The sequence below is a fragment of the Pseudomonas lurida genome (assembly GCF_013522705.1).
Classification (GTDB): Bacteria; Pseudomonadota; Gammaproteobacteria; order Pseudomonadales; family Pseudomonadaceae; genus Aquipseudomonas; species Aquipseudomonas quebecensis.
In genome coordinates, this window is sequence record NZ_JAAMRE010000030.1 from 66,564 (window position 1) to 86,961 (window position 20,398).

General features: G+C 61.7%; 21 protein-coding genes, 1 tRNA gene and 2 pseudogenes. 12 read left to right on the forward strand and 12 right to left on the reverse strand.

The genetic code is table 11. The annotated features are described in order from the left end of the window. Positions 1 to 216: 216 nt before the first annotated feature. The 7 genes from G7025_RS21625 (at position 217) to G7025_RS21655 (ending at position 4,052) form a co-directional block, all read left to right on the forward strand. The gene (locus G7025_RS21625; protein WP_181081123.1) at positions 217 to 1,101 is read left to right on the forward strand and encodes an alpha/beta fold hydrolase; all 885 of its coding nucleotides are present in this window, start codon (positions 217 to 219) and stop codon (positions 1,099 to 1,101) included. A 169-nt stretch (positions 1,102 to 1,270) separates the two neighbouring features. Beyond that, positions 1,271 to 1,344, forward strand: a tRNA-Gly gene (locus G7025_RS21630). 207 nt (positions 1,345 to 1,551) lie between these two features. Beyond that, positions 1,552 to 2,076 carry a DUF3833 domain-containing protein gene (locus G7025_RS21635; RefSeq protein ID WP_181081124.1) on the forward strand — a complete coding sequence of 175 codons (525 nt, stop codon included), beginning with the start codon at positions 1,552 to 1,554 and terminating at the stop codon, positions 2,074 to 2,076. Between the two features lie 38 nt (positions 2,077 to 2,114). Next, on the forward strand, positions 2,115 to 2,420 hold the full coding sequence (locus G7025_RS21640) for a DUF6482 family protein (RefSeq protein WP_181081125.1): 306 nt from the start codon (positions 2,115 to 2,117) through the stop codon (positions 2,418 to 2,420). A 142-nt stretch (positions 2,421 to 2,562) separates the two neighbouring features. Continuing rightward, positions 2,563 to 2,895, forward strand: a complete 333-nt coding sequence (locus G7025_RS21645; protein ID WP_181081126.1) for a hypothetical protein — start codon at positions 2,563 to 2,565, stop codon at positions 2,893 to 2,895. 100 nt (positions 2,896 to 2,995) lie between these two features. Beyond that, on the forward strand, positions 2,996 to 3,496 hold the full coding sequence (locus G7025_RS21650; RefSeq protein ID WP_181081127.1) for a methylated-DNA--[protein]-cysteine S-methyltransferase: 501 nt from the start codon (positions 2,996 to 2,998) through the stop codon (positions 3,494 to 3,496). A 130-nt stretch (positions 3,497 to 3,626) separates the two neighbouring features. After that, on the forward strand, positions 3,627 to 4,052 hold the full coding sequence (locus tag G7025_RS21655; protein ID WP_181081128.1) for a low affinity iron permease family protein: 426 nt from the start codon (positions 3,627 to 3,629) through the stop codon (positions 4,050 to 4,052). A gap of 55 nt (positions 4,053 to 4,107) precedes the next feature. Here the strand turns inward: G7025_RS21655 and G7025_RS21660 are convergent, their stop codons facing one another. From G7025_RS21660 to G7025_RS26865, 4 genes and pseudogenes are all read right to left on the reverse strand, one after another. Further along, positions 4,108 to 4,635 carry a DUF4142 domain-containing protein gene (locus tag G7025_RS21660; protein ID WP_181081129.1) on the reverse strand — a complete coding sequence of 176 codons (528 nt, stop codon included), beginning with the start codon at positions 4,633 to 4,635 and terminating at the stop codon, positions 4,108 to 4,110. A gap of 118 nt (positions 4,636 to 4,753) precedes the next feature. Then, a complete protein-coding gene (locus tag G7025_RS21665; RefSeq protein WP_181081130.1) occupies positions 4,754 to 5,395 on the reverse strand; it encodes a LysE family translocator in 642 nt (213 codons plus the stop codon). Positions 5,396 to 5,444: 49 nt separating this feature from the next. Further along, a complete protein-coding gene (gene fos, locus G7025_RS21670; protein WP_181081131.1) occupies positions 5,445 to 5,855 on the reverse strand; it encodes a fosfomycin resistance glutathione transferase in 411 nt (136 codons plus the stop codon). 89 nt (positions 5,856 to 5,944) lie between these two features. Further along, positions 5,945 to 6,169 (reverse strand): annotated as a pseudogene (locus tag G7025_RS26865) (LysR family transcriptional regulator); the annotation flags it as partial. On the opposite strand from G7025_RS26865, the pseudogene G7025_RS26870 reads away from it, so the two are divergent. Further along, positions 6,168 to 6,293: pseudogene (locus G7025_RS26870) on the forward strand (DMT family transporter); the annotation flags it as partial. The pseudogenes G7025_RS26865 and G7025_RS26870 sit on opposite strands and share 2 nt — an antisense overlap. A 7-nt stretch (positions 6,294 to 6,300) precedes the next feature. Here the strand turns inward: G7025_RS26870 and G7025_RS21680 are convergent. From G7025_RS21680 to yiaY, 6 genes are all read right to left on the reverse strand, one after another. Further along, positions 6,301 to 7,629: an MFS transporter gene (locus G7025_RS21680; protein WP_181081133.1), complete on the reverse strand. Its 1,329-nt coding sequence runs from the start codon at positions 7,627 to 7,629 to the stop codon at positions 6,301 to 6,303. Between the two features lie 60 nt (positions 7,630 to 7,689). Further along, complete coding sequence (locus G7025_RS21685) at positions 7,690 to 8,631, reverse strand: hydroxymethylglutaryl-CoA lyase (protein ID WP_181081134.1); 942 nt, start codon at positions 8,629 to 8,631, stop codon at positions 7,690 to 7,692. Beyond that, on the reverse strand, positions 8,628 to 9,821 hold the full coding sequence (locus G7025_RS21690; protein WP_181081135.1) for a CaiB/BaiF CoA transferase family protein: 1,194 nt from the start codon (positions 9,819 to 9,821) through the stop codon (positions 8,628 to 8,630). Before G7025_RS21690 ends, G7025_RS21685 begins: the two co-directional genes overlap by 4 nt. 102 nt (positions 9,822 to 9,923) lie before the next feature. After that, entirely contained in the window at positions 9,924 to 10,877 is a 954-nt protein-coding gene (locus tag G7025_RS21695) for a LysR family transcriptional regulator (protein ID WP_181081136.1), read from the reverse strand. Next, a complete protein-coding gene (locus G7025_RS21700) occupies positions 10,877 to 11,551 on the reverse strand; it encodes an NAD(P)H-binding protein (protein ID WP_181081137.1) in 675 nt (224 codons plus the stop codon). Before G7025_RS21700 ends, G7025_RS21695 begins: the two co-directional genes overlap by 1 nt. A 111-nt stretch (positions 11,552 to 11,662) precedes the next feature. Next, positions 11,663 to 12,811, reverse strand: a complete 1,149-nt coding sequence (gene yiaY / locus G7025_RS21705; RefSeq protein WP_181081138.1) for an L-threonine dehydrogenase — start codon at positions 12,809 to 12,811, stop codon at positions 11,663 to 11,665. A gap of 124 nt (positions 12,812 to 12,935) precedes the next feature. Here yiaY and G7025_RS21710 point away from each other — a divergent pair, with 124 nt between their 5' ends. From G7025_RS21710 to G7025_RS21725, 4 genes are all read left to right on the forward strand, one after another. Next, the gene (locus tag G7025_RS21710) at positions 12,936 to 13,952 is read left to right on the forward strand and encodes a DUF4917 family protein (protein ID WP_181081139.1); all 1,017 of its coding nucleotides are present in this window, start codon (positions 12,936 to 12,938) and stop codon (positions 13,950 to 13,952) included. A gap of 198 nt (positions 13,953 to 14,150) precedes the next feature. Continuing rightward, the gene (locus G7025_RS21715; protein WP_181081140.1) at positions 14,151 to 14,690 is read left to right on the forward strand and encodes an RNA polymerase sigma factor; all 540 of its coding nucleotides are present in this window, start codon (positions 14,151 to 14,153) and stop codon (positions 14,688 to 14,690) included. After that, a complete protein-coding gene (locus G7025_RS21720; protein ID WP_181081141.1) occupies positions 14,687 to 15,655 on the forward strand; it encodes a FecR family protein in 969 nt (322 codons plus the stop codon). Before G7025_RS21715 ends, G7025_RS21720 begins: the two co-directional genes overlap by 4 nt. Before the next feature lie 126 nt (positions 15,656 to 15,781). Further along, positions 15,782 to 18,337, forward strand: a complete 2,556-nt coding sequence (locus tag G7025_RS21725) for a TonB-dependent receptor (protein ID WP_181081142.1) — start codon at positions 15,782 to 15,784, stop codon at positions 18,335 to 18,337. Here G7025_RS21725 and G7025_RS21730 read toward each other — a convergent pair. Further along, entirely contained in the window at positions 18,321 to 19,556 is a 1,236-nt protein-coding gene (locus G7025_RS21730) for a class I SAM-dependent methyltransferase (protein WP_181081143.1), read from the reverse strand. The two genes, G7025_RS21725 and G7025_RS21730, sit on opposite strands and share 17 nt — an antisense overlap. Before the next feature lie 157 nt (positions 19,557 to 19,713). Next, positions 19,714 to 20,331, reverse strand: coding sequence for a TPM domain-containing protein (locus G7025_RS21735; RefSeq protein WP_181081144.1), 618 nt, complete (start codon positions 20,329 to 20,331; stop codon positions 19,714 to 19,716). Positions 20,332 to 20,398: the final 67 nt, after the last annotated feature.

The window sequence follows — 20,398 nt, forward strand, 5'->3', positions numbered from 1 at the left end:
ATGACTGATGAGTCGCCTATAACCTCCAAGACCTACCTTGCCCCGCCCGCGCTTGATCCACGGGCCTTCCAGGCAAACCGCCCGCCATAACAACACCCGCCGGCCAGCCGTTATCGGACCGACATGGGCCCTCCTTTTCCAGGCGTATGCCTGCCTGTCACAAAGCGCGTGCAGAGTGTTCTGCGCGCCCTACCCGCTTGCCAGGAGTCTTACGACATGAGGCCAGAAATCGCTGTGCTGGATATACAGGGTCAGTATCGGGTTTACACGGAGTTCTATCGCGCGGACGCTGCTGAAAAGACCATCATCCTGGTCAACGGCTCGATGGCCACCACGGCATCCTTCGCCCAAACCGTGAAAAGCCTGCACCCGCAGTTCAATGTGGTTTTGTACGACCAGCCCTACGCCGGCCGCTCCAAGATCCACAACCACCATGAGCATATGCTGACGAAGGACGTTGAAGGCCAGATCCTGCTGGAGCTGATCGACCATTTCGCCGCCGAACACGTGCTGTCGTTTTCCTGGGGCGGCGCCGCCACCCTGGTGGCCCTCTCCCAGCGCCCGCGCCGGGTGGAAAAGGCCGTGATCAGCTCGTTCTCACCGGTGATCAACGCGCCCATGCGCGACTACCTCGAACGCGGCGTCGACTACCTGGGCAACCTGGACCGCGATCGCGTCGGCCATCTGGTCAATACCACCATCGGCAAACACCTGCCGTCGTTGTTCAAGCGCTTCAACTACAAGCACGTGAGCAGCCTGGCCGAGCATGAATACGGGCAAATGCATTTCCACATCAGCCAGGTACTGAACAGCGATCGACTGTGCTACCTCAAGGCCGCCAGGCAAATCGATATACCGGTGCTGTTCGTCAACGGCGAATGGGACGAGTACACCAGCGCCGAAGACGCCAGGCAGTTCGGGCACTACGTGCCCCACAGCAGCTTCAGCGTCATCCAGGCCACCGGGCACTTCCTGGACATGGAGCACAAGGCGGCATGCAGGGACAGCCGTGAAGCCGTGGTGGGCTTCTTGACACACACACGCCGCCCCAGCCGCTTGCGCTATGACCAGGGCCAGACCCAGCACGCCTTCGCGCTGTGAAACACAGGCTCAGTGCTGGCTTACGGTGACGAGCGAACCGGCTCGCCACCGTAAGCCAGCACGCGCATTGAGTGCGTTCGCCGGATCGGCCACTGCGCGCAACCCGTACATTTCCCAAAGAAAAACTTCAAATCCCGGCGCACATCTGGTACAAAGTCAGCCGCTCTGAGCGGGTGTCGTATAATGGCATTACTCCAGCTTCCCAAGCTGATAACGAGGGTTCGATTCCCTTCACCCGCTCCACTCAAATGTGCTTCCCGTCACGCAGTTACCGACGGGAACGCTTGAAAAACCGGTCCTTGGTGGCCGGTTTTTTTATGCATGCGATTCAGCCATCACAGCGCTTGGTCACTCCGCTGCTTGCCGCAAAAACCTGTACAAATTTATATTTCTGTACAAGTATCAAGACCTATCGGGGTTTCTTTCCCCGCACGTTCATGGAGTGAGAGCATGGCGCGTCTGTTGGTTTCACTGTGGCTGGTGCTAAGCCTGTGCAGTTGCACCGGCGTGGGGGTCGATCACTATGCCGACCAGCAACCCACCCTGGACCTGAAGCGATTCTTCAGTAAACCGGTCAAGGCCTGGGGCATCTTTGAGAAGCGTTCGGGGGAAGTGGTCAAGCGCTTTGAAGTGCAGATCGACAGCCGCCGTGAAGGCGAGCAGTTGATTCTCGACGAGCGCTTTGTGTACAGCGATGGCACGCGCCAGCGTCGGGTGTGGACACTGACCCCGGATGGCCCGGGCCATTGGCGCGGGCGCGCCGGAGATGTAGTCGGCGAGGCCATCGGCGAAGTGGCGGGGAATGCGCTGCGCTGGCGCTACCGCCTCAACCTGCCGGTGGACGGTTCGGTGTATGAGGTCAGCTTCGACGACTGGATGTACCTGATGGACGAAGACACACTGATCAACCGTTCGAGCATGTCCAAGTTCGGTGTCGAGTGGGGCCAGGTCACGTTGTTTTTCCGTCGCCAATAAAGCGCTTGTCGTGCCTGTCAACAGGCTTGGGGTGAATGATGAATAAGCAAATGCTGTCGGATCGGGCTGCAAAAGGTGAAGTCCGCGAGCTGCAACTGCTGTCGCTGGAAGGCGGTTTCTATGTGGCGCGCATCCGCTTTGACCATGGGGAAGCGACGCTGCTGGGAGAGGATGGTCAGCCGCTGCGCATCCGCTCTACCACGCACCTGCGAGACCTGCTGCTGGGCGTGACGCCCTTCCCCTGTGTGCTGGTGCAACAGTGCGCACATGACGAGATGTGCGGGGTCCGCGATGGGCCCATCGCAGCGTTGCGCGTGCCGTTCTCGCTGGGCGCCACGTTTTGAGGGCCTTTCAGCCGATCAATGCGATGAGCGGCCAGAAACGCAGCGGCGGGAAGCGGGTGGATACTCAGTAAAATCCGAATGCGCGCAAGGGTTCACTATAGTGATGATGACCATCCCTTGAGCCCGAGAGCGGAATGACGCAATGCCTGGATACGCCCCAACCACTCCCCGCCACATCCGGCGTCAAGTCATCGGCTGGGTGTTGGTGTTGCCCTTGCTGGTGTCGTTTTTGCGGCTGCCATTCCCATTCGGGCTGTTGCTGGGGCTGGGCAGCATCGCTGCCTCGGCCTATGGCGTGTGGTTCGCCAGCCGCCATGCCAGCCGGCGCGTGACCCTGTTCGCGCTGATCGTCACCGTGTTCAATGCCTTTTCGTTGTTCATGCTGGGGACTGCATCCTTGCTCAAGGTGCCGTATCTGATCGCCTGGTATTACTGGTACGAGTACCACGCCAGCTGGGTTTATGGGTACTTCTAACGGCTGGGAATTGCACCGCAAGAAACGTAGTTTTCACTGAGACGGGCGGCACTAGAATGGGCCTGTCGCTTTTAACCCCACCCAGTCGAGGACACCGCTCATGCCCTGCCACTACAAGCTTATGCCCTCGCCCGTTGGCGTGCTCACCCTGGTGGCGCGCGATGACAAACTCGCTGCCATCCTCTGGGAAACCGAGCGCGCCAACCGCGTCCGACTGGGGCAGTTGAATGAGGCCAATGACAGCCCGGTACTGCTGGAGACCGAACGTCAACTGACCGAGTACTTCGCCGGCAGGCGCAACAGGTTCGAGCTGGAACTGGACTTCACCGGCACCGATTTCCAGAAGCTGGTGTGGCAGGCGCTGCTGACTATCCCCTTCGGCGAAACCCGTAGTTACAGTGAGATCGCCCAGCAGATCGGCAACCCGAAAGCCGTGCGCGCCGTGGGCGCGGCGAATGGGCGCAACCCGATCTCAATCATCGCGCCCTGCCATCGCGTCATCGGCGCGTCCGGCGGGCTGACCGGGTTCGCCGGAGGGCTGCAAGCCAAACAGTATCTGCTGGCGCTGGAAGGCACTGGTCAGGCGGGGCTGCTTTTTTAATGGCTGGTTTTTTCGAAGGTATCGGCGGACTTGAACATTCATCTCGTCCGCCTGTGTATTTGTAAAAAGAAATTTCAAAGCTCAGCTGCGGTCAGTTTATTCATCACCCACTTCTTTGAGGAAAACGGTCATGAAATTCTCCGCTGTTTCACAAACCCTGTCCCGTTGGGCAGGCAGCCCCCGGACGTTCTACACAGCGGTGGCGCTGATTCTGGCGTGGAGCCTGAGCGGGCCTTATTTTCACTTCAACGACACTTGGCAACTGATCATCAACACCTCGACCACCATCATCACGTTCCTGATGGTGTTCCTGATCCAGAACACGCAGAACCGTGACAACGACATCCTGCATATCAAGATCGATGAGCTGCTGCGCGTGTCCAAGGACGCCCAGAACGCCGTCCTGAGCCTTGATGGCCTGGACCGCAAGGAGTTGGAAAAACTGCGTCAGGAATATCGCAGCATTGGCCAGGCCGGGACGGTCAACCTCAACAGCAGTTGCGGGCATGCCGCCGACGATGCGGCGCCGACGAAAACCGACTTGAACCAGGCCTGAAAAAAACGGCGGTTGGAGCTTATCCAACCGCCGTTTCGTTATTCAACCCACCGGTTCAACCGTCGCCTTGGTGGCCTTTGCCATAGGTCGATGCCAACGCACGCGCCTTTTGCAGACGTTCTTCCAAGCGCGGCAAGGTTTCATCCACCAGCGCTTTAATCTCCGGCACATCGGAAGCGGCGCCTTCTTTTTTGAACAGTGCGATGGCCTCTTCGTTTTCCTTGACCTGCTGCGCTGTATAGGCCGCATCGAAGGAGTCGCCGTCCTTGAGTTCAGGCATCAGGGTTTCGGCTTTATCGACGATTTTTTCCCGCGGGGCCACCGGCAGGTCGAGCTTCTTGGCGATGGCCGCCAGATGCTGGTTGGCCAGGGTGCGCTCGTTGATCACCTCGATGGTGTAGTCCTTGATTTCCTGGGACGAGGTTTTGGAGTGGGCCATGCGGCTGGTCTCGATATCGGCCATGCCCTTGGCCGACGCCTGCTCGATGAACTCAGCGGGCGACTGGGCGAAAGCACTGCTGGTGCCGAGGCCCAGCAGCATCGCGAAACTGGCGGTGCGTAACCGGATAGCCATGCGGCTCATGATGGGTTCCTCCAGAGCAAAAATTAGGGCGGGGCACAGGCCCCGCCCTGAATTCGAATTTTCACAGGAGTAAAGGTTTAGAAAAAACTTACCAGTGCGACGAACGGTCATCGGCTCGTCAGGCCGCTTTGCTGCCAAACAAGCCGGGCAAGGCATGGGCCAGTGCGTTGATGGCGAAACCGATAAACATCAGGCCACAGAGACGGGTGATAAGAATTTCATGCCGTTGGTACAGGGTGCGCACCCGATGAGCGCCGACTACGCCGATCAGAATCCCATAAGCCAGCAACCCGCCGATAAAACTCAACACGATCAACCACGGCAGCATCGACCAGGTCAGCAGCTCGGCACGGCTGGACAACAACGCAGTAAAGGTGGCCACCGCCACCGGGTAGGCCTTGGGGTTGGTCAAGCCAAACAGAATGCCGTGCCAGAACGGATGCCGCGCCGCGCCCTCGGGAGCATCGCTGCTGCGACGCCGGGTGCGAATCGCGCGCCAGCCGAGCCAGAACAGATACGCACCGCTGAGCACGCCCAGCACATCGAACGCGCTGCTGCCCACCTCTCGCGCACCGACGATGGCAATCAACGCAGTGCTGCACCACACCACGTCCCCCAGCAAATGCCCGCACAAAAACCCCGCTCCGGCCCGCCGACCACGAGCGGCACCGATGCCGAACACGGCCAGTACACCGGGGCCAGGGGTAATCCCGTAGATAAAACCCGAAGCAAGCACAGCGAGCAGCAAGGAAGGGGTCATGGCGCGACTCTGATAAGTGAGCGGTGCAAGGATTTTGCACGTTCCGGCGTTACGGGTAAAAGGTCATGCCGGTATAAGGCCGGGTGCGACAGGCTCGCAGGCGCGAAGCCAGATCGCCGACGTGGACTTCGAGCTTATGGCCGTCGGGGTCGAGAAAATAGAACGAGGCGCCCTCGCTGCGGTTATCGCGCCATTCCTGCACACCGGCGGTACGCAGACGTTCGACCAGCGCGGTGAACCCCTGCGGCTCAGCCGTGAACGCGTAATGCGTGTAGTCCGCAGCCGGCTCCGACCCGCATGAGCGATCGAGGGACAGGCACAACCACAACCCCGGCAATGATAAATACGCACCATTATCCCACGTGGCGTCGAGCTGAAGCCCCAGCACATCATGGTAGAAATTGACGCTGCGCGGCACGTCGGTGACGGCCAGAGTCAGGTGGTTGAAACCAGAAAGCATGATATTTCCTCGGCGCAATAGCGTGAGCAAGATCCAACAGTGCGAGCGCAGATTATGAAGCGAGCGGGCGTCAACCCACCACCGCTTGTAGGTGGCAGGGTGAGCAATTGCCGATGATCAACGTTCTGCACGCCACGGGCGGACATCGTCAGGATCAGGTCCGTGCTCAGGATCAACTGTGGCGCCACGCCCCAGTGCGGCACGCTGATCGCCACATATCGGCGCTGGCGGATCGCCCTCAGTGCCCGCTCGATTTCCGGGGTGCCGCTGCCGCGCATTTCCAGCAGCACGTGGGGGCGTGCCAGGTAAGTCGGCCTGTTCGGTCTTGCAGAGCGTCAGCTGACAACGCCCCGGGTGGTCGGGGCGTTGTTGCTGAGGGGGGGCGTGGCGTTGATTCAGTTCGGCGGCGCGCCAGGCAAAGCGCTGGCGTCCGCGTGAACCCGCGTCAGCGCTTGTCGGACGTGCGCATTTTGTGCGGCAGGCCCCACATCAACAGTGCGGCGGCGATCAAGGCGCACACGGCAATCACATACAACGCCGGCGTGGTGCTGCCGGTAATGTCCTTGATGCGCCCCACCATCACCGGGCTGACGATCCCGCCCAATTGCCCCAGCGTGTTGATCAGCGCTATCCCGCCCGCCGCCCCTGCTCCGGCGCCCGCCAACAGTTTGGGCGGCAAGGTCCAGAACGTCGGGATCGAAGCAATGATGCCGGCGCCCAAAAGGCCCAAGGCAATGATCAGAAACACCTGCTGGTCATCGAAGATACCCGCGCAGAAAAACCCTACAGCGCCCATGACCACCAACCCACTGACGAACTTACGCCGCTCACCGGTGGCGTCCGACCAGCGTCCTACCACGACCATGGTAATCGCGCCGCAGATATACGGGATGGCGGTCAACAGACCGATCACCACCGCGCTTTCGATGCCCGCGCTGCGGATCAATTGCGGCGCCCAGAAGTTCAGTCCGTAAGACGCTACCTGGATCAGGAAGTAGATCAATCCCAGCATCAGGAAACCGGGGATGCGCAGGGCTTGGAGCAGCGAACCTTTCTTGTGCACCTCGTGCACGGCAATGCGGCTGGCGAGCAGGGCTTTTTCCTCGGCGCTCAGCCACGGCGCGTCTTCGATGCGGTCCTTGAATTGCGTCAGCACCATCCACGCCAGCCCCACGCACGGCAGGCCGCCCAGCAGGAATAACCAGTGCCAGCCGCGCATCTGCAGCACCCCGTCCATGTGTTCCAGCACCAGGCCGGAGAACGGCGCGCCCACCAGCCCGGAAAACGCCGAGGCGAGGAACAGCATCGAGGTGATGCGTCCACGGAAGTCCTGGGGAAACCACAACGTCAGGTAATACAGCACACCGGGCGCAAACCCGGCCTCCATGGCCCCGATCAGAAAGCGCAGGGCATAGAACTGCCATTCGGCCGTGACGAACACCATGGCCGCCGTGGCCAGGCCCCAGGACACCATGATCCGTGCGATCCAACGGCGGGCGCCGACCCTGTACAGCATCATGTTGCTCGGCACTTCAAAGATCACATAGCCAATCACGAACAATCCCGCGCCCAGGCCGTAGGCGGTGTTGCTCAGGCCCAGGTCGGCCTGCAGCTGGAACTTGGCGAAGCTGATGTTGATGCGGTCAAAAAAAGCGAACAGGTAGCAGACCATGATCAACGGCATCAGGCGCCAGGCAACCTTGCGGACCACCGCCTTGACCGGATCGACTTCACCGACCGGGCGCGCGCCGGTCTCTACTGTGTTGGTGCTCATTGTTTTTCTCCCAGCGGACCGCTCCAAGGCGTCCGATTGTTTTTGTTGTCTGGTATGGCGTTACAGCGCGGCGGTGTGCGCCGGTGGCGGATGCAGATCGCAATTACGCCCGGCCTTGGCCACCTGCCCTGGCAGTTCATGGCCCAGCAAGACCGGCAAGCGCCGGGACAGGTGCAACAGGTGCGGCAGGTCGATGCCGGTGTGAATCCCCACTTCGTCACACAGGTTGACCAGGTCTTCGGTGCAGATATTGCCCGACGCCCCCGGTGCAAACGGGCAGCCACCCAGGCCGCCGAGGGCCGCATCGAACCGACGCGCGCCCGCTTCGTAAGCCGCCAGCACGTTGCACAAACCCAAGCCACGGGTGTTATGAAAATGCAGGGTCAGGTCACTTGCGCAAACCCGCTGCAGCACGCGCTTGACCAGACGCTGCACCTGACGCGGGTTGGCCATGCCGGTCGTGTCGGCCAGGCTGATGCCTTCAATCCCCATGGCCTGGTACGCCTCGACTATCTGCAGCACACGGTCTTCGTCGATGCGCCCTTCGAACGGGCAGCCAAACGCCGTAGAGACACTGGCGTTGAGGCGCACCGGATGCTCGGCGGCAAACCGCGCGATATCGGCGAAAGCCGCCAATGAGGCTTCGCAGCGCATGCGCATATTGGCCAGGTTGTGGGTCTGGCTGGCGGACATCACCAGGTTCAATTCATCGGCGCGGGCCTCGATCGCGCGCTGGGCGCCCTTGAGGTTGGGGATCAGCGCCACGTAGATCACCCCCGGCCGACGTTCGATGCCCTGGAACACCTGCTCGCCATCGCGCAGCGCCGGGATAGCTTTGGGCGACACGAACGAGCCGGCTTCGATGCGGGAAAAACCGGCCAGGGACAACTGGTCGATCAAGGCAATTTTGTCGGCGGTCTCGACCCAGGTCGGTTCGATCTGCAGGCCGTCGCGCGGCGAGACTTCCTGCACGATCAGCGGGTCGCCATAGTTATGGATCATTGCACCACCCCCGCGTTTTTCAGGCGTTGGATATCGGCGCCACTCAGGCCCAGGTTGCCGAGGATTTCGTCGGTATGCTGGCCCAGCGCAGGGCCCTGCCACTTCACGCCGCCGGGGGTTTGCGAGAGCTTGGGCACGATGCCCGGCATCTTCACCGACACACCGCCGGGCAACTGGGCATCGAGCAGCATGTCGCGCGCCTGGTAGTGCGGGTCATTGACGATATCCGCCACCGAATAGATGCGCCCGGCCGGGACTTCGGCAGCCTCCAGGACGCTGAGCACGCGGTCGATCGGCTGGCCGGCGGTCCAGTGCGTAATGGCCGCATCCAGCAAAGTACTCTGGGCGGCGCGGCCGTCGTTGTGGGCGAACTGCGGCGCATCGGCCAGATCGGCGCGGCCGATGGCGTGCATCAGCCGTTTGTAGATCGGGTCGCTGTTGCCGGCGATCACCACGTAGGCACCGTCGGCGGTCGGGTAGGTATTGGACGGCGCAATGCCGGGCAACGCCCCGCCGCTGCGCTCGCGCACATGGCCGAGCATGTCGTACTCCGGCACCAGGCTCTCCATCACGTTAAACACGCTTTCGGCCAGGGACACATCGACGACCTGCCCGTCGCCCTGGCCGGTCTTGACCCGCAGCAACGACATCAACGCACCGATCACGCCATGCAGCGATGCCAGGGAATCGCCCAGGCTCACTCCGACCCGCGCCGGGGGCGAATCGGGGTTGCCGGTGGTGTAGCGAATGCCGCCCATGGCCTCGCCGATCGCACCGAAACCCGGACGGTCCCGATAAGGGCCGGTCTGGCCGTAGCCGGAGATGCGTACCAGGGTGAGCCTGGGGTTCAAGGCATGCAGCACCTCCCAGCCCAGGCCGAGCTTTTCCAGGCCGCCGGGGCGCAGGTTTTCAATAAGCACGTCGGCATCGCCGAGCAGTTGCTTGATCAGCCCCAGGCCTTCTTGGGACTTGAGGTCCAGCGCCAGGGACTTTTTGTTGCGCGATTGCAGGTACCACCACAGCGACGTGCCTTCATGCAGCTTTCGCCACTTGCGAAGCGGGTCGCCCTGGCCCATGGATTCGATCTTGATCACATCGGCGCCAAACTCGGCCATCAGGCGTGCGGCGAACGGCGCTGCGATCAGCGTGCCGATCTCGATCACCTTGATTCCGCTCAGGGGAGCTGTCATCGGGTGCACCTCTTATTCTTGGAATAGTGACCAAGGCTAGAGGAGCACCGCGCGGGAAATCCAACCGTCAGTGGGCAAGGAGCGTTCGCTAAACGCGAACGCTCATGAATTTTTCCGTAGGACCAGGCTGTCAGGCCGCTCCAGGGAAGGCATTGAGAGGCTCAGGTAGTCGAACAATAAACGGCTGACCGGCGACAATTGTGCTTCATCCCGTACGACGAGAATCAGACTGCGGTCCGACCAGGCATCCGTCAGCGCCACGGCATGCAGGCCCAGGGGACGTCCGAACAGTTCATAGGCCTTGCGCGGCAAGATACCGATGCCCATCTTGGCCTGAACCATGCGGCACATCGCATCGAAGCCCGGCACATGAATGCGCAGGCGCAGCATCTGGCCCGCCTCGCGCGCGGCGGCATGGGTGCGCATGTTGATGGAGCTGGCGGCGTGCAGGCCGATGTGATCGCTGCCCAGGGTGTCGGCGAACGCCAGGCTCGGCCGGCCCGCCAGAGGATGGTCCGGCGGCATCAGCACCACCAGTTTGTCGTGGCGATAGGTCACGCTGGGCAGGCCCTTGGTGTCGGTGTCGCAGGAACAGATTCCCAGGTCCGCCACCCCGTCCAGCACGCCCTGCACTACGCCGTTGCTGGGGCGCTCTTCCAGATCGGTTTTGACTTCGGGGTGCAGCTCGGAAAAATCCCGCAGGTCTTCGGGCAGGAACTGAATGATCGCGGACAGATTGGCCAGCATCCGCACATAGCCGCGCACGCCATGGCTGTGCTCGCCCAGCTCAAGGCCCATTTTCTCGACGTTGAACAGCATCCTGCGCGCATGGTGCAGCAGGGTCTCACCGGCGGCAGTCAGCTCCATGCCTTTGGCCCGGCGCACAAACAGGCTCACACCAAGCACCTGTTCCAGTTCCATCAGGCGCTTGCTGGCAGCGGACACCGCAATGGCTTCACGGGTGGCGGCGCGGGTCAGCGTGCCTTCTTCGAACACCGCGACGAACAGTTGCAGGGTGATCAGGTCCAGGCGCCGTACCAGACTCTTGTGCAACATCACACACGCTCGCCGGCCAGACGCTGGATTTGGGCCTGTTCCACCACCGCCTGCGGCGCGCCATGGCGCACCGCCGCCAACATCGCACGACCAACCGACTCGGTGCTCACCACCCATTCAGGCTTTACCCGACGGACCAGCGACAGCAGCGGCCCGAACACGCTGTAGAACGCTTGATACAGCGGCGTCTTGGAGCGCAAACCGTGCAACGGTTGAATGACCCCGGGGCGGAACAGGTACACCGCCTTGAACGGCAAGCGCAGCAAAGCGTTCTCGGTCTTGCCCTTGACCCGCGCCCACATCGACTTGCCCGTCTCGGTACTGTCGGTGCCGGCGCCGGACACGTAGATAAACGTCATCTGCGGATTGAGCCGCGCCAGGGTGCTGGCAGCGACCAGGGTCAAGTCGTAAGTCAGATGGGTGTAGCGCGCTTCATTCATGCCCGCCGAAGAAACACCCAGGCAGAAGAAACACGCATCGAAGCCCTGCAACAGATTTTCCAACGCCTGGAAATCCAGCATATCGGCGTGCAACACCTGATGCAGCTTGCCATGCACCTGCGGCAGCGGGGTGCGGCCAACGGCGACGACTTCCTGCACATCCACCGCCAGCAGACACTCGCGCAACACGCCCTGGCCGACCATGCCAGTGGCGCCGAATAACAAGACTCTCATAAAAGGGACCTCAGCATTAAGCCGCAAGCGGTAAGCCGCAAGTTGATCGCAGTGGAAGTTCCACACTTTGGCAACCTGTAGCTTACCGCTTGCGGCCGATGCCCGCCCCTGTCAGAACGCGCTGCGAAAGATCTCCTCGATCTGACGCTGATCGGCCCGGCGTGGGTTGGTCAGCCCGCAGGCGTCTTTGAGTGCGTTGGTGGCCAGCAGGGGGATGTCCTGCAACTTGGCGCCCAGTTCACGCAGGCCGGCGGGGATTTCCACGTCGTGGGCCAGGCTGCGGATGGCGGCGATGGCGACCTGGGCGCCCTCTTCATCGCTGATGCCTTGGGTATCGGCGCCCAGGGCGCGGCCGACGTCGCTCAAGCGTTTGGCGCTGACGCTGGCGTTGAAGCTTTGTACATGAGGCAACAGGACTGCGTTGCACACGCCGTGGGGCAGGTCGTAGAAACCGCCCAACTGATGTGCCATGGCATGCACGAAGCCCAGGGACGCGTTGTTGAAGGCCATGCCGGCGAGGAACTGCGCGTAGGCCATGTTTTCCCGCGCGGCTTTATCGCTGCCGTCGCGCACGGCCAGGCGCAGGTTGGCGCTGATCAATTCGATGGCCTTGATCGCGCAGGCGTCGGTGATCGGCGTGGCGGCGGTGGACACGTAGGCTTCGATGGCGTGGGTCAGCGCGTCCATACCGGTGGCGGCGGTGAGGCCCTTGGGCATGCCGACCATCAGCGACGGATCGTTGACCGACAGCAGCGGCGTGACGTTGCGGTCGACGATGGCCATTTTTACGTGGCGGGTGTCGTCGGTGATGATGCAGAACCGAGTCATTTCGCTGGCGGTGCCGGCGGTGGTGTTAATGGCCACCAGCGGCAACTGCGGCTTGGTTGATTGATCGACCCCTTCGTAGTCGCTGATATGCCCGCCGTTGGTGGCGCACAGCGCGATGCCCTTGGCGCAGTCATGGGGCGAGCCGCCGCCCAGGGACACCACGAAGTCGCAGGCGCTGTGCTGCAACAGCGCCAGACCTTTTTCGACGTTTTCCACATTGGGGTTGGGCTTGGCGCCGTCGTAGATCACCGAGTCGATGTCCTGCATCGCCAGTTTCTCGGCAATCATCGCGGCCACGCCGGCCTTGGCAAGCCCCGCGTCGGTGACGATCAGGGCCTTGCGAAAGCCGTAGTTGCGAATGGCGTTCATGGCTTCGTCGAGGCAATCGGTGCCCATGATGTTGACGGCTGGAATGAAGAAAGTGCTGCTCATGGCGAATCCTCGGATGACGTTATACGTACAGCATCAACCTCAGCCGCAGGGCGCACCTTGATCAGGATCAACGCCGGCTCGTGATAAAGTCACCGCCCAGCCGATTTCGAGTAGACCCGCCGCAATGAAGGATTTCCAGGATATTGACGCCCACCTTGAAGACTGGAGCGCGCTGCGCAGCACCCACGACTTCAGCGCGATACTGATCGGCAACGGCGCCAGCCGGGCGATCTGGGAAGACTTTGCCTACGACTCGCTGTTCGAAAACGCCCGCACCGTTGAAGAAAAACCCTTAAGCGCCTCCGAACTGAGTGTGTTCGATGCGTTGCAGACCCGCAGCTTCGAGCAAGCCCTGAGCGCATTGAAAACCACCAGCCGGGTCAACAAAGCGCTGGCGGTCAGCTCGGCCGCGCCGCGCAATCGCTACTACGCGATCAAGGAGGCGCTGATCAATACGATTCACGCCGTGCATATTCCCTGGCGCCTGGTGCAGCCGTCGACGCTGGCGACAATCAATGCGGAACTGGCCCGCTACCCCACGGTGTTCACCAGCAATTACGACCTGCTCAACTACTGGGCGATCCTGCACACCCCCGGCATCGATGACCTGTTCCGCGGCGCCGACGCCCGCTTCGACCTGCGCGACACCCGCAGCGAGGCCACGCGCATTCTGTACCTGCACGGCGGGCTGCACCTGGTGCGCAACCTGGACGGCACCGCACGCAAACTGCCGACCACCGACAGCACGCTGCTCAGCAGCTTCGCGATCAACAACACGCTCAAGACCCTGGACGATGTGCCGCTGTTCGTCAGCGAAGGCACGGTGCAGGAGAAGCTCAAGACCATCCGCGGTTCGGACTACCTGTCGTTCTGTTACGCGCAACTGCTCGCTCACCAGGGCGCGCTGTGCATCTTCGGCCATGAGCTGGGCACGCAGGACAGTCATTTGGTGGACGCGATTCGTCACGCCAGGCCGAGCCTGTTGGCGATCTCGGTTTCAGGGCGCAGTGATGGCTTCATTCGTCAGCAGAAGCGCCGGTATTCGCAGTTGTTCGACGGCACCGGAGTGGCGCTGAGGTTCTTTGCGGCACGCACCCATGCGCTGGGCAATCCGGCGTTGTCGGTCCCTGTGGAGCCATAGGTCACGACACCCATCTAAAGGCAGACACCAAGGCGGAGCGGCGCACACACGGGTTGTGGTCTCGGGTGTTATTTCCGCTGAACATGTGTCGAGACCTAACGATATAAGGAAAACCAGCTTTACCTGGAGACAAATGACAATAATTCTCGATATCATCCGCGACGTTTTCACACCCCCTCTGCGTCAGGAAGGATATCCATGTCTCGTCCCAAGCCCGACCCGTTGTCGGCCGATGCTTTTCGCGGATTCTATGCGGACATTCTGCATTTTCTGCGCAAGCGCACGGATAACGTCAGCGACGCGGCGGACATGACCCAGGATGTGTTCGCCCAATGGCTGGGTTACCGCGACCGGGCCAACGTCGAGCAGCCTCGGGCGTTTCTGTTTCAGGTAGCGCGCAACCTGCTGCGTGACCATTGGCGCAAACAAAAGGTGCGCCAGACCGTGCAGTGCGAGCAGGTCGACAAGGACGCCGAAGCAGTCACCGAGGAGCAGAACGAACCCATGGCCGCCGCACTGCGCCTGCAGCGTCTGGAACAATTGAAAGAAGTCCTCGCCGAACTCTCGCCCCGCAGGCGAGAAGCCCTTATGCTGCACCGCTTCGAAGGCCTGAGCCAGGCGCAGATCGCCGCGCGCATGGGCATTTCGATCAGCATGGTGGAAAAACACATCGCCTTTGCCTTGCTGCATTGCAAGCGACGCCTTCAACACGAACCCGGCACGGAGCAGCCAGAATGAACCGCCTGAGCGACACCGACATTCTGGATATCGAAGCCAGCGATTCCATCGATGCCCAGGCCGCCAGTTGGTTTGCACGCAACCGTGAAGACACCGGCCGTGCCGACCGCAAGGCTTTCGCCGCCTGGCACGCCGTACCGGCCCATGCCCGCGCCTATGCCGAATTCGAGCAGTTGTGGGCCGATCTCGCGCAGTTGCAGCAACTGAACAAACCCGTGGCGCTGCCGCCGCGCAAGGCATCGGTATGGCGCCCGGCGCTGGCGGTAGCGGCGGCGGTCCTGTGCGCCTTGATGGCCACGCAACTCGGCGCGCCCCGCGAGCTGTATCACCTCCAGGTGTCGGCCCAGGCCAAGGGCGCGCGCACGCTCAGCCTGCCGGATGGCAGCACGCTCTACGTGAACGCCAACACTCGTCTGCGCGTGGATTTCAGCGCCCTGCAGCGCATCGTGCAGTTGGAGGAAGGCCAGTTGTATATCGACGTGGCGCCCGACAAGGAACGCCCGCTCTTCGTGCGCGCCGGTGAGGCCAGTGTGCGCGTGGTCGGCACCGGGTTTGATGTACGTCGTGGTCCCCGGCAACTGGTAGTCAGCGTCGCCCACGGCCAGGTCGCGTTCGCACCTACGCCCCAAGGCCCGACTCTCCAGCTCCATGCCCAACAGCGCGCCAGTTACACCTACGCCAAGGGCACGCTGGTCCAGCAGACCCTCTCCGACGAAGCGGTCGCCGATTGGCGCAGCGGGCATTTGGCCTTTCGCAATCGCGAACTGGCCAGCCTTGTGGATGAGTTGAGCCTGTACCGGCCTCAGGCACCGTTGCAGGTCAGTCAAGCCGTGGCGCAGTTGAAAGTATCGGGCAACCTGGATGTGAACGACCCCGACGCCCTGCTCAACGCCCTGCCTGCGTTACTGCCGGTGAAAACCGTAAGCGCGGCCGACGGTGCGATCAGGATCGAACCGAACCAATAACCCCAGGCCCCACACATGAGAATATTTTGCATTCGCATGTGTGGATTTTTTTTCCAGCCCCGTCTTCCTCCCGTCTGCGTTTGATACGCACACCTTTTCGGCCTTTCAGCCACCCTGGGGGATTTCATGTTTCGCGCGCCTTGCCTCGCTTCGCCGATGTTTCGACCGACCCTTGCCTTTACCTGCCTGGCCTTCAGCCTGGGTGCCCAGGCCGAGTCGTTCACGCTGCACCTGCCCGCCCAACCTTTGGCCGCGTCCCTGAGCCAAGTGGCGCAGCAGACCAAAATCCAGCTGTTGTTCGACGAGGCCCAACTCAAGAACCTGCAGGCCCCGGCGCTCGACGGCGACTACAGCGCGGAAACGGCGATTCGCAACTTGCTGAACAACGGCGAGTTCATCCTGATCAAGGTCGGCAGCACTTACGTGGTCAAACCCGAAGCGGCCAGGACCACTTCCAGCAGCACGATCCAGCTGGAGGCCCTGAGCGTGATCGGCACCGGCAATGAAGTCGACTCCAGCACCGTCGGCCGCTCCACGCTGAGCCAGGCCGACATCGAGCGCTATCAGGCCAACAATATTCCCAGCCTGCTGCAGACCCTGCCCGGGGTCAGCCAGGGCGGCTCGCTCAAACCCGGCGGCCAGACCATTAACATTCGCGGTTTCGGCGATGCCGAAGACGTGCCGCTGACCGTTGACGGCGCCACCAAGAGCGGCTTCGAGCGCTACCAGCAGGGCACGGTGTTTATCGAACCGGAACTGATCAAGAGCATTGAGGTGGAGAAAGGCCCTAACTCGCCCTTCACCGGCAACGGTGGCTTTGGCGGCACGGTCAATATGACCACCAAGGACGCCCCCGACCTGCTGCAAGAGGGCCGCAACAGCGGCGCGATGCTCAAATATGGCTACTCCAGCAACGACCATGAGCAGGTCTACAGCAGTGCCGTGTTCGGTCGCACCGACGACGGCCGTTTCGACGCCCTGGCCTACCTGACCAAGCGCGACGGCGACGACATGAAAGTCGCCGCCAAGTTGCCTAACGAGAACAACCAGTACCCGATCAACCCTCAGCGCCTGCCCAACTCCGCCCAGAACGTCGACGGCCAGTTGTTCAAGGTCAATGCGCACTTCACCGATGAGCACAGCGTCGGCCTGTCGTACTCGCGTTCCCACAGCGACCGCTGGACCCCGTTTTCAGCCGCCAGCTACCCCACGCCACCGACCCAGGCCAATATCGACCGCTACGGCTACGAAGGCGCATTGAAGCGTTTCCTGGCCAACCGCGATACGGTCGACACCACTTGGTCCGGCAAGTACGAATACCAGCCGCTGGATAACCCGCTGGTGGACCTGACCGTCAAATATTCGCAATCCAACACCGAGCAGACCGACGAGCGCACCGACACGGCGTTTTTCCAACTGGCCAGTGGCGGCCGCCGGATGGACACCGCCTACACCGACAAAAACCTCGATATCCGCAACGTCAGCCTGTTCGACACCGGGCCTTTGCAGCACGCGGTCACCGTCGGCACGCAGATCCGCAGGCATACGCGGGAAACCGAGATGTGGATGCCCGGCGCCACCTACAACACGCCGCGCTACAACTACGGGCATTTCCAGCCGGGCTTCATGCCCCACGGCAAGGTCGATACCAACAGTGTCTTCATTCAGGATGCGGTCACCCTGGGCGACGTAACGGTCACTCCGTCGCTGCGCTACGACCACGTGCGCAACCGTGGCGAGGCCAACGATGCGCCGTACTACAGCAATCCCGATCCGGCGGTTGGCCATGATTACAGCGACCGCACCTACACCGGATGGTCGCCCCGTCTGGCGCTGTTCTGGACCGTCACCCCGCAGGTCGGGCTGTTCGCCAACTGGAGCCAGACCTGGCGCGCGCCTGTGATCGACGAACAATATGAAGTGCAGGGCGTGGGCAGTCGCACCGCCACCAGCGTCGACCTCGACCCGGAGCGCATCACGTCGATCACCGTGGGCAACATCACCAGCTTCGACAACCTGATTGCTCAGGACGACAGCCTGCAAGTGCGTACGACGCTGTTTCACAACAAAGTCGAAGACGAAATCTTCAAGGCCACCGGCGTCGGCTGCCAGAACCAGGCAATCAATGGCGGCACGATTTCCACGGCCTGCCCGCCGGGGCCGATGGCCAACTACCGCAACATCGGCGGCGTGACCATCAAAGGCTTCGAGGTGGAATCGTTTTATAACTCCACCTACCTGTTCGGCTCGGTGTCGTATGCCTATACCACCGGCCAGCACGAAGGCGCGTACACCAACCCGTGGGGCCCGGATGTGTCGGCGCGGGACATTCCACCGACCAAGTGGGTGCTGGTGCTCGGCACTCATATTCCGGCCTGGGACGCCCAAGTGGGATGGATGGGCCAGTTCATCGGCGCCACCGACCGCCTGCCCAGCGACAAATACTCCGGCGGCCCCGGCAGCAGCGTCGGCGACACCTTTTACGACCAATACAACAACAAGCGCTACAACACCCAGGGCCTGTTCGCCAAATGGAAGCCGCAGCAGGCTTACCTGAAGGGCACCGAGGTCAACTTCACCCTCGACAATATGTTCAACAACAACTATCGCCCGGCCCTGAGCGGCGACCGGGCCTACACCAAGGGCCGCGATGCGAAGATCAGCGTCACGCGTTTTTTCTGAGCAGGTGTACGGATAAATCCGCGCGCAGCAGGGTTTCCAGGCAGTGTTCAGTGATGTGGTAATACGCTTTCAGCGCCTGGATTTTCTCCAGCAACGACGCGTTATCCACCGGCTCGGCACGCTTGACGGCCAGGATCATTTTGTTCTTGTTGGTGTGTTCCAGTGAAATGAACTCGAACACTTTGGTCTCGTAGCCGCAGGCTTCCAGGAACAGCGCACGCAGGCTGTCGGTGACCATTTCCGCCTGCTGGCCCAGGTGCAGGCCGTATTGCAGCATCGGCTTGAGCAGCGCCGGGCTCTGGATCTGCAGGCGGATCTGTTTGTGGCAGCACGGCGAGCACATGATGATCGACGCACCGGAGCGGATGCCAGTATGGATCGCATAGTCGGTGGCGATGTCGCAGGCGTGCAGCGCGATCATCACATCCAGTTCGCTGGGCGCCACGCTGCGCACGTCGCCGCATTTGAATACCAGCCCAGGGTGATCCAGACGCGCGGCGGCGCTGTTGCACAGGGTCACCATGTCTTCACGCAGCTCGACGCCGGTCACTTCAGCTTCGGCGTTGAGGGTATTGCGCAGGTAATCGTGGATGGCGAAGGTCAGGTAGCCCTTGCCCGAACCAAAATCGGCGACCCGCACCGGCTGGTCCAGTTTCAGCGGCGACGAGGTCAGCGCATGGCTGAACACCTCGATGAATTTGTTGATCTGTTTCCACTTGCGCGACATCGACGGGATCAGCGTCTGCTTGGCGTCGGTCACGCCCAGGTCGGCAAGGAACGGTCGGCTCAGGTCGAGAAAACGATGCTTTTCGCGGTTGTGCTCGGCCGACGGCGCCTCACGCAGTTGCTGCGGCTTGCTCTTGAACAGCGAGCTCTTGTTCTTCTTGCTGTATTCCAGCTGGGCTTCGTCGGTCAGCGCCAGCAAGTGCGCGTTCTTGAACGACGCCGGCAACAGCGCGGCAATGGCCGCGACGCCTTCGGCCACGGGCAGGTTCTTGGTGATGTCGCGGGTTTTGTAGCGGTACACGAAGGACAGGCACGCCTGCTCCTTGACGGTCACCGGCTTGATGATCAGCCGTTGCAGCTCGGCTTCGTCACCGACGTACTTGGCCAGCACCAGCTTGATAAAGGCACTGTGCGCAAGGCTTTCGCCGAGCAGTTCGATGAACTGGGCGTGATGATCCGGCGCAGGGCGGGCGGGTTGAGCGGTGACGGACATGAACAAAAACGCCTCGGGCAGGGAATGCCGGGCATTTTAGGGGGGATGAGGGTTCAGGGCACGGAGTTATTTGATCAACGGTACGGCGCTTGAACAGACCGGGGCTGAATGTGGGAGGGAGCAAGCCCTCCCACACGGTTTGATCGAGGTATTCGGGTTACTCAAGTACCACCAGGCGGTTGGGCAGTTCATTGCGCGCCTGGGTCAGCGGCACATGCACCTTGAGCAACTCGCCACAGGCTTGGATGCAGGCAATGAACCCGGCCAGTGTCTGGCCCTGTTTCACCTGCTGGGTGAAGGCCTGGACAATGGCGTCCCAATTGCTGTCGTCCAGGCGTTTGGAGATGCCCTCATCCACCAGGATTTCCACATAGCGCTCGGCCTCGCTGACAAAAATCAGCACGCCGGTGCTGCCCACAGTGTGGTGCAGGTTCTGCTCCAGAAACTGCCGGCGCGCCAGGTTCGATGCGCGCCAATGCCGCACCGAACGCGGGATCAGGCGGGTCGTCACCTTGGGCAAGCGGAACACCAGGCACAACACAATGAACGTCGCCCACTGCGCCAGCAGCAAGGTGTACATGGTCAGGTAGCCGGACAGGTAATGCACCACCCCCGGCACCACCAGGGCGATCAGGCTGGCCCACAACAACGGGATGTACGCGTAGTCATCGGCACGGGCGGCCAGGACTGTCACCAGCTCGGCGTCGGTCTGCTGCTCGACCCGGGCGATCGCTTCGGCGACCTGGCGTTGTTCGTGTTCACTCAGTAGTGCCATGGTTATAGATGCTCTTTTATCGTTATTGTCATTACCAGCCGCCCGAGGCCCCGCCGCCGCCGAAGCC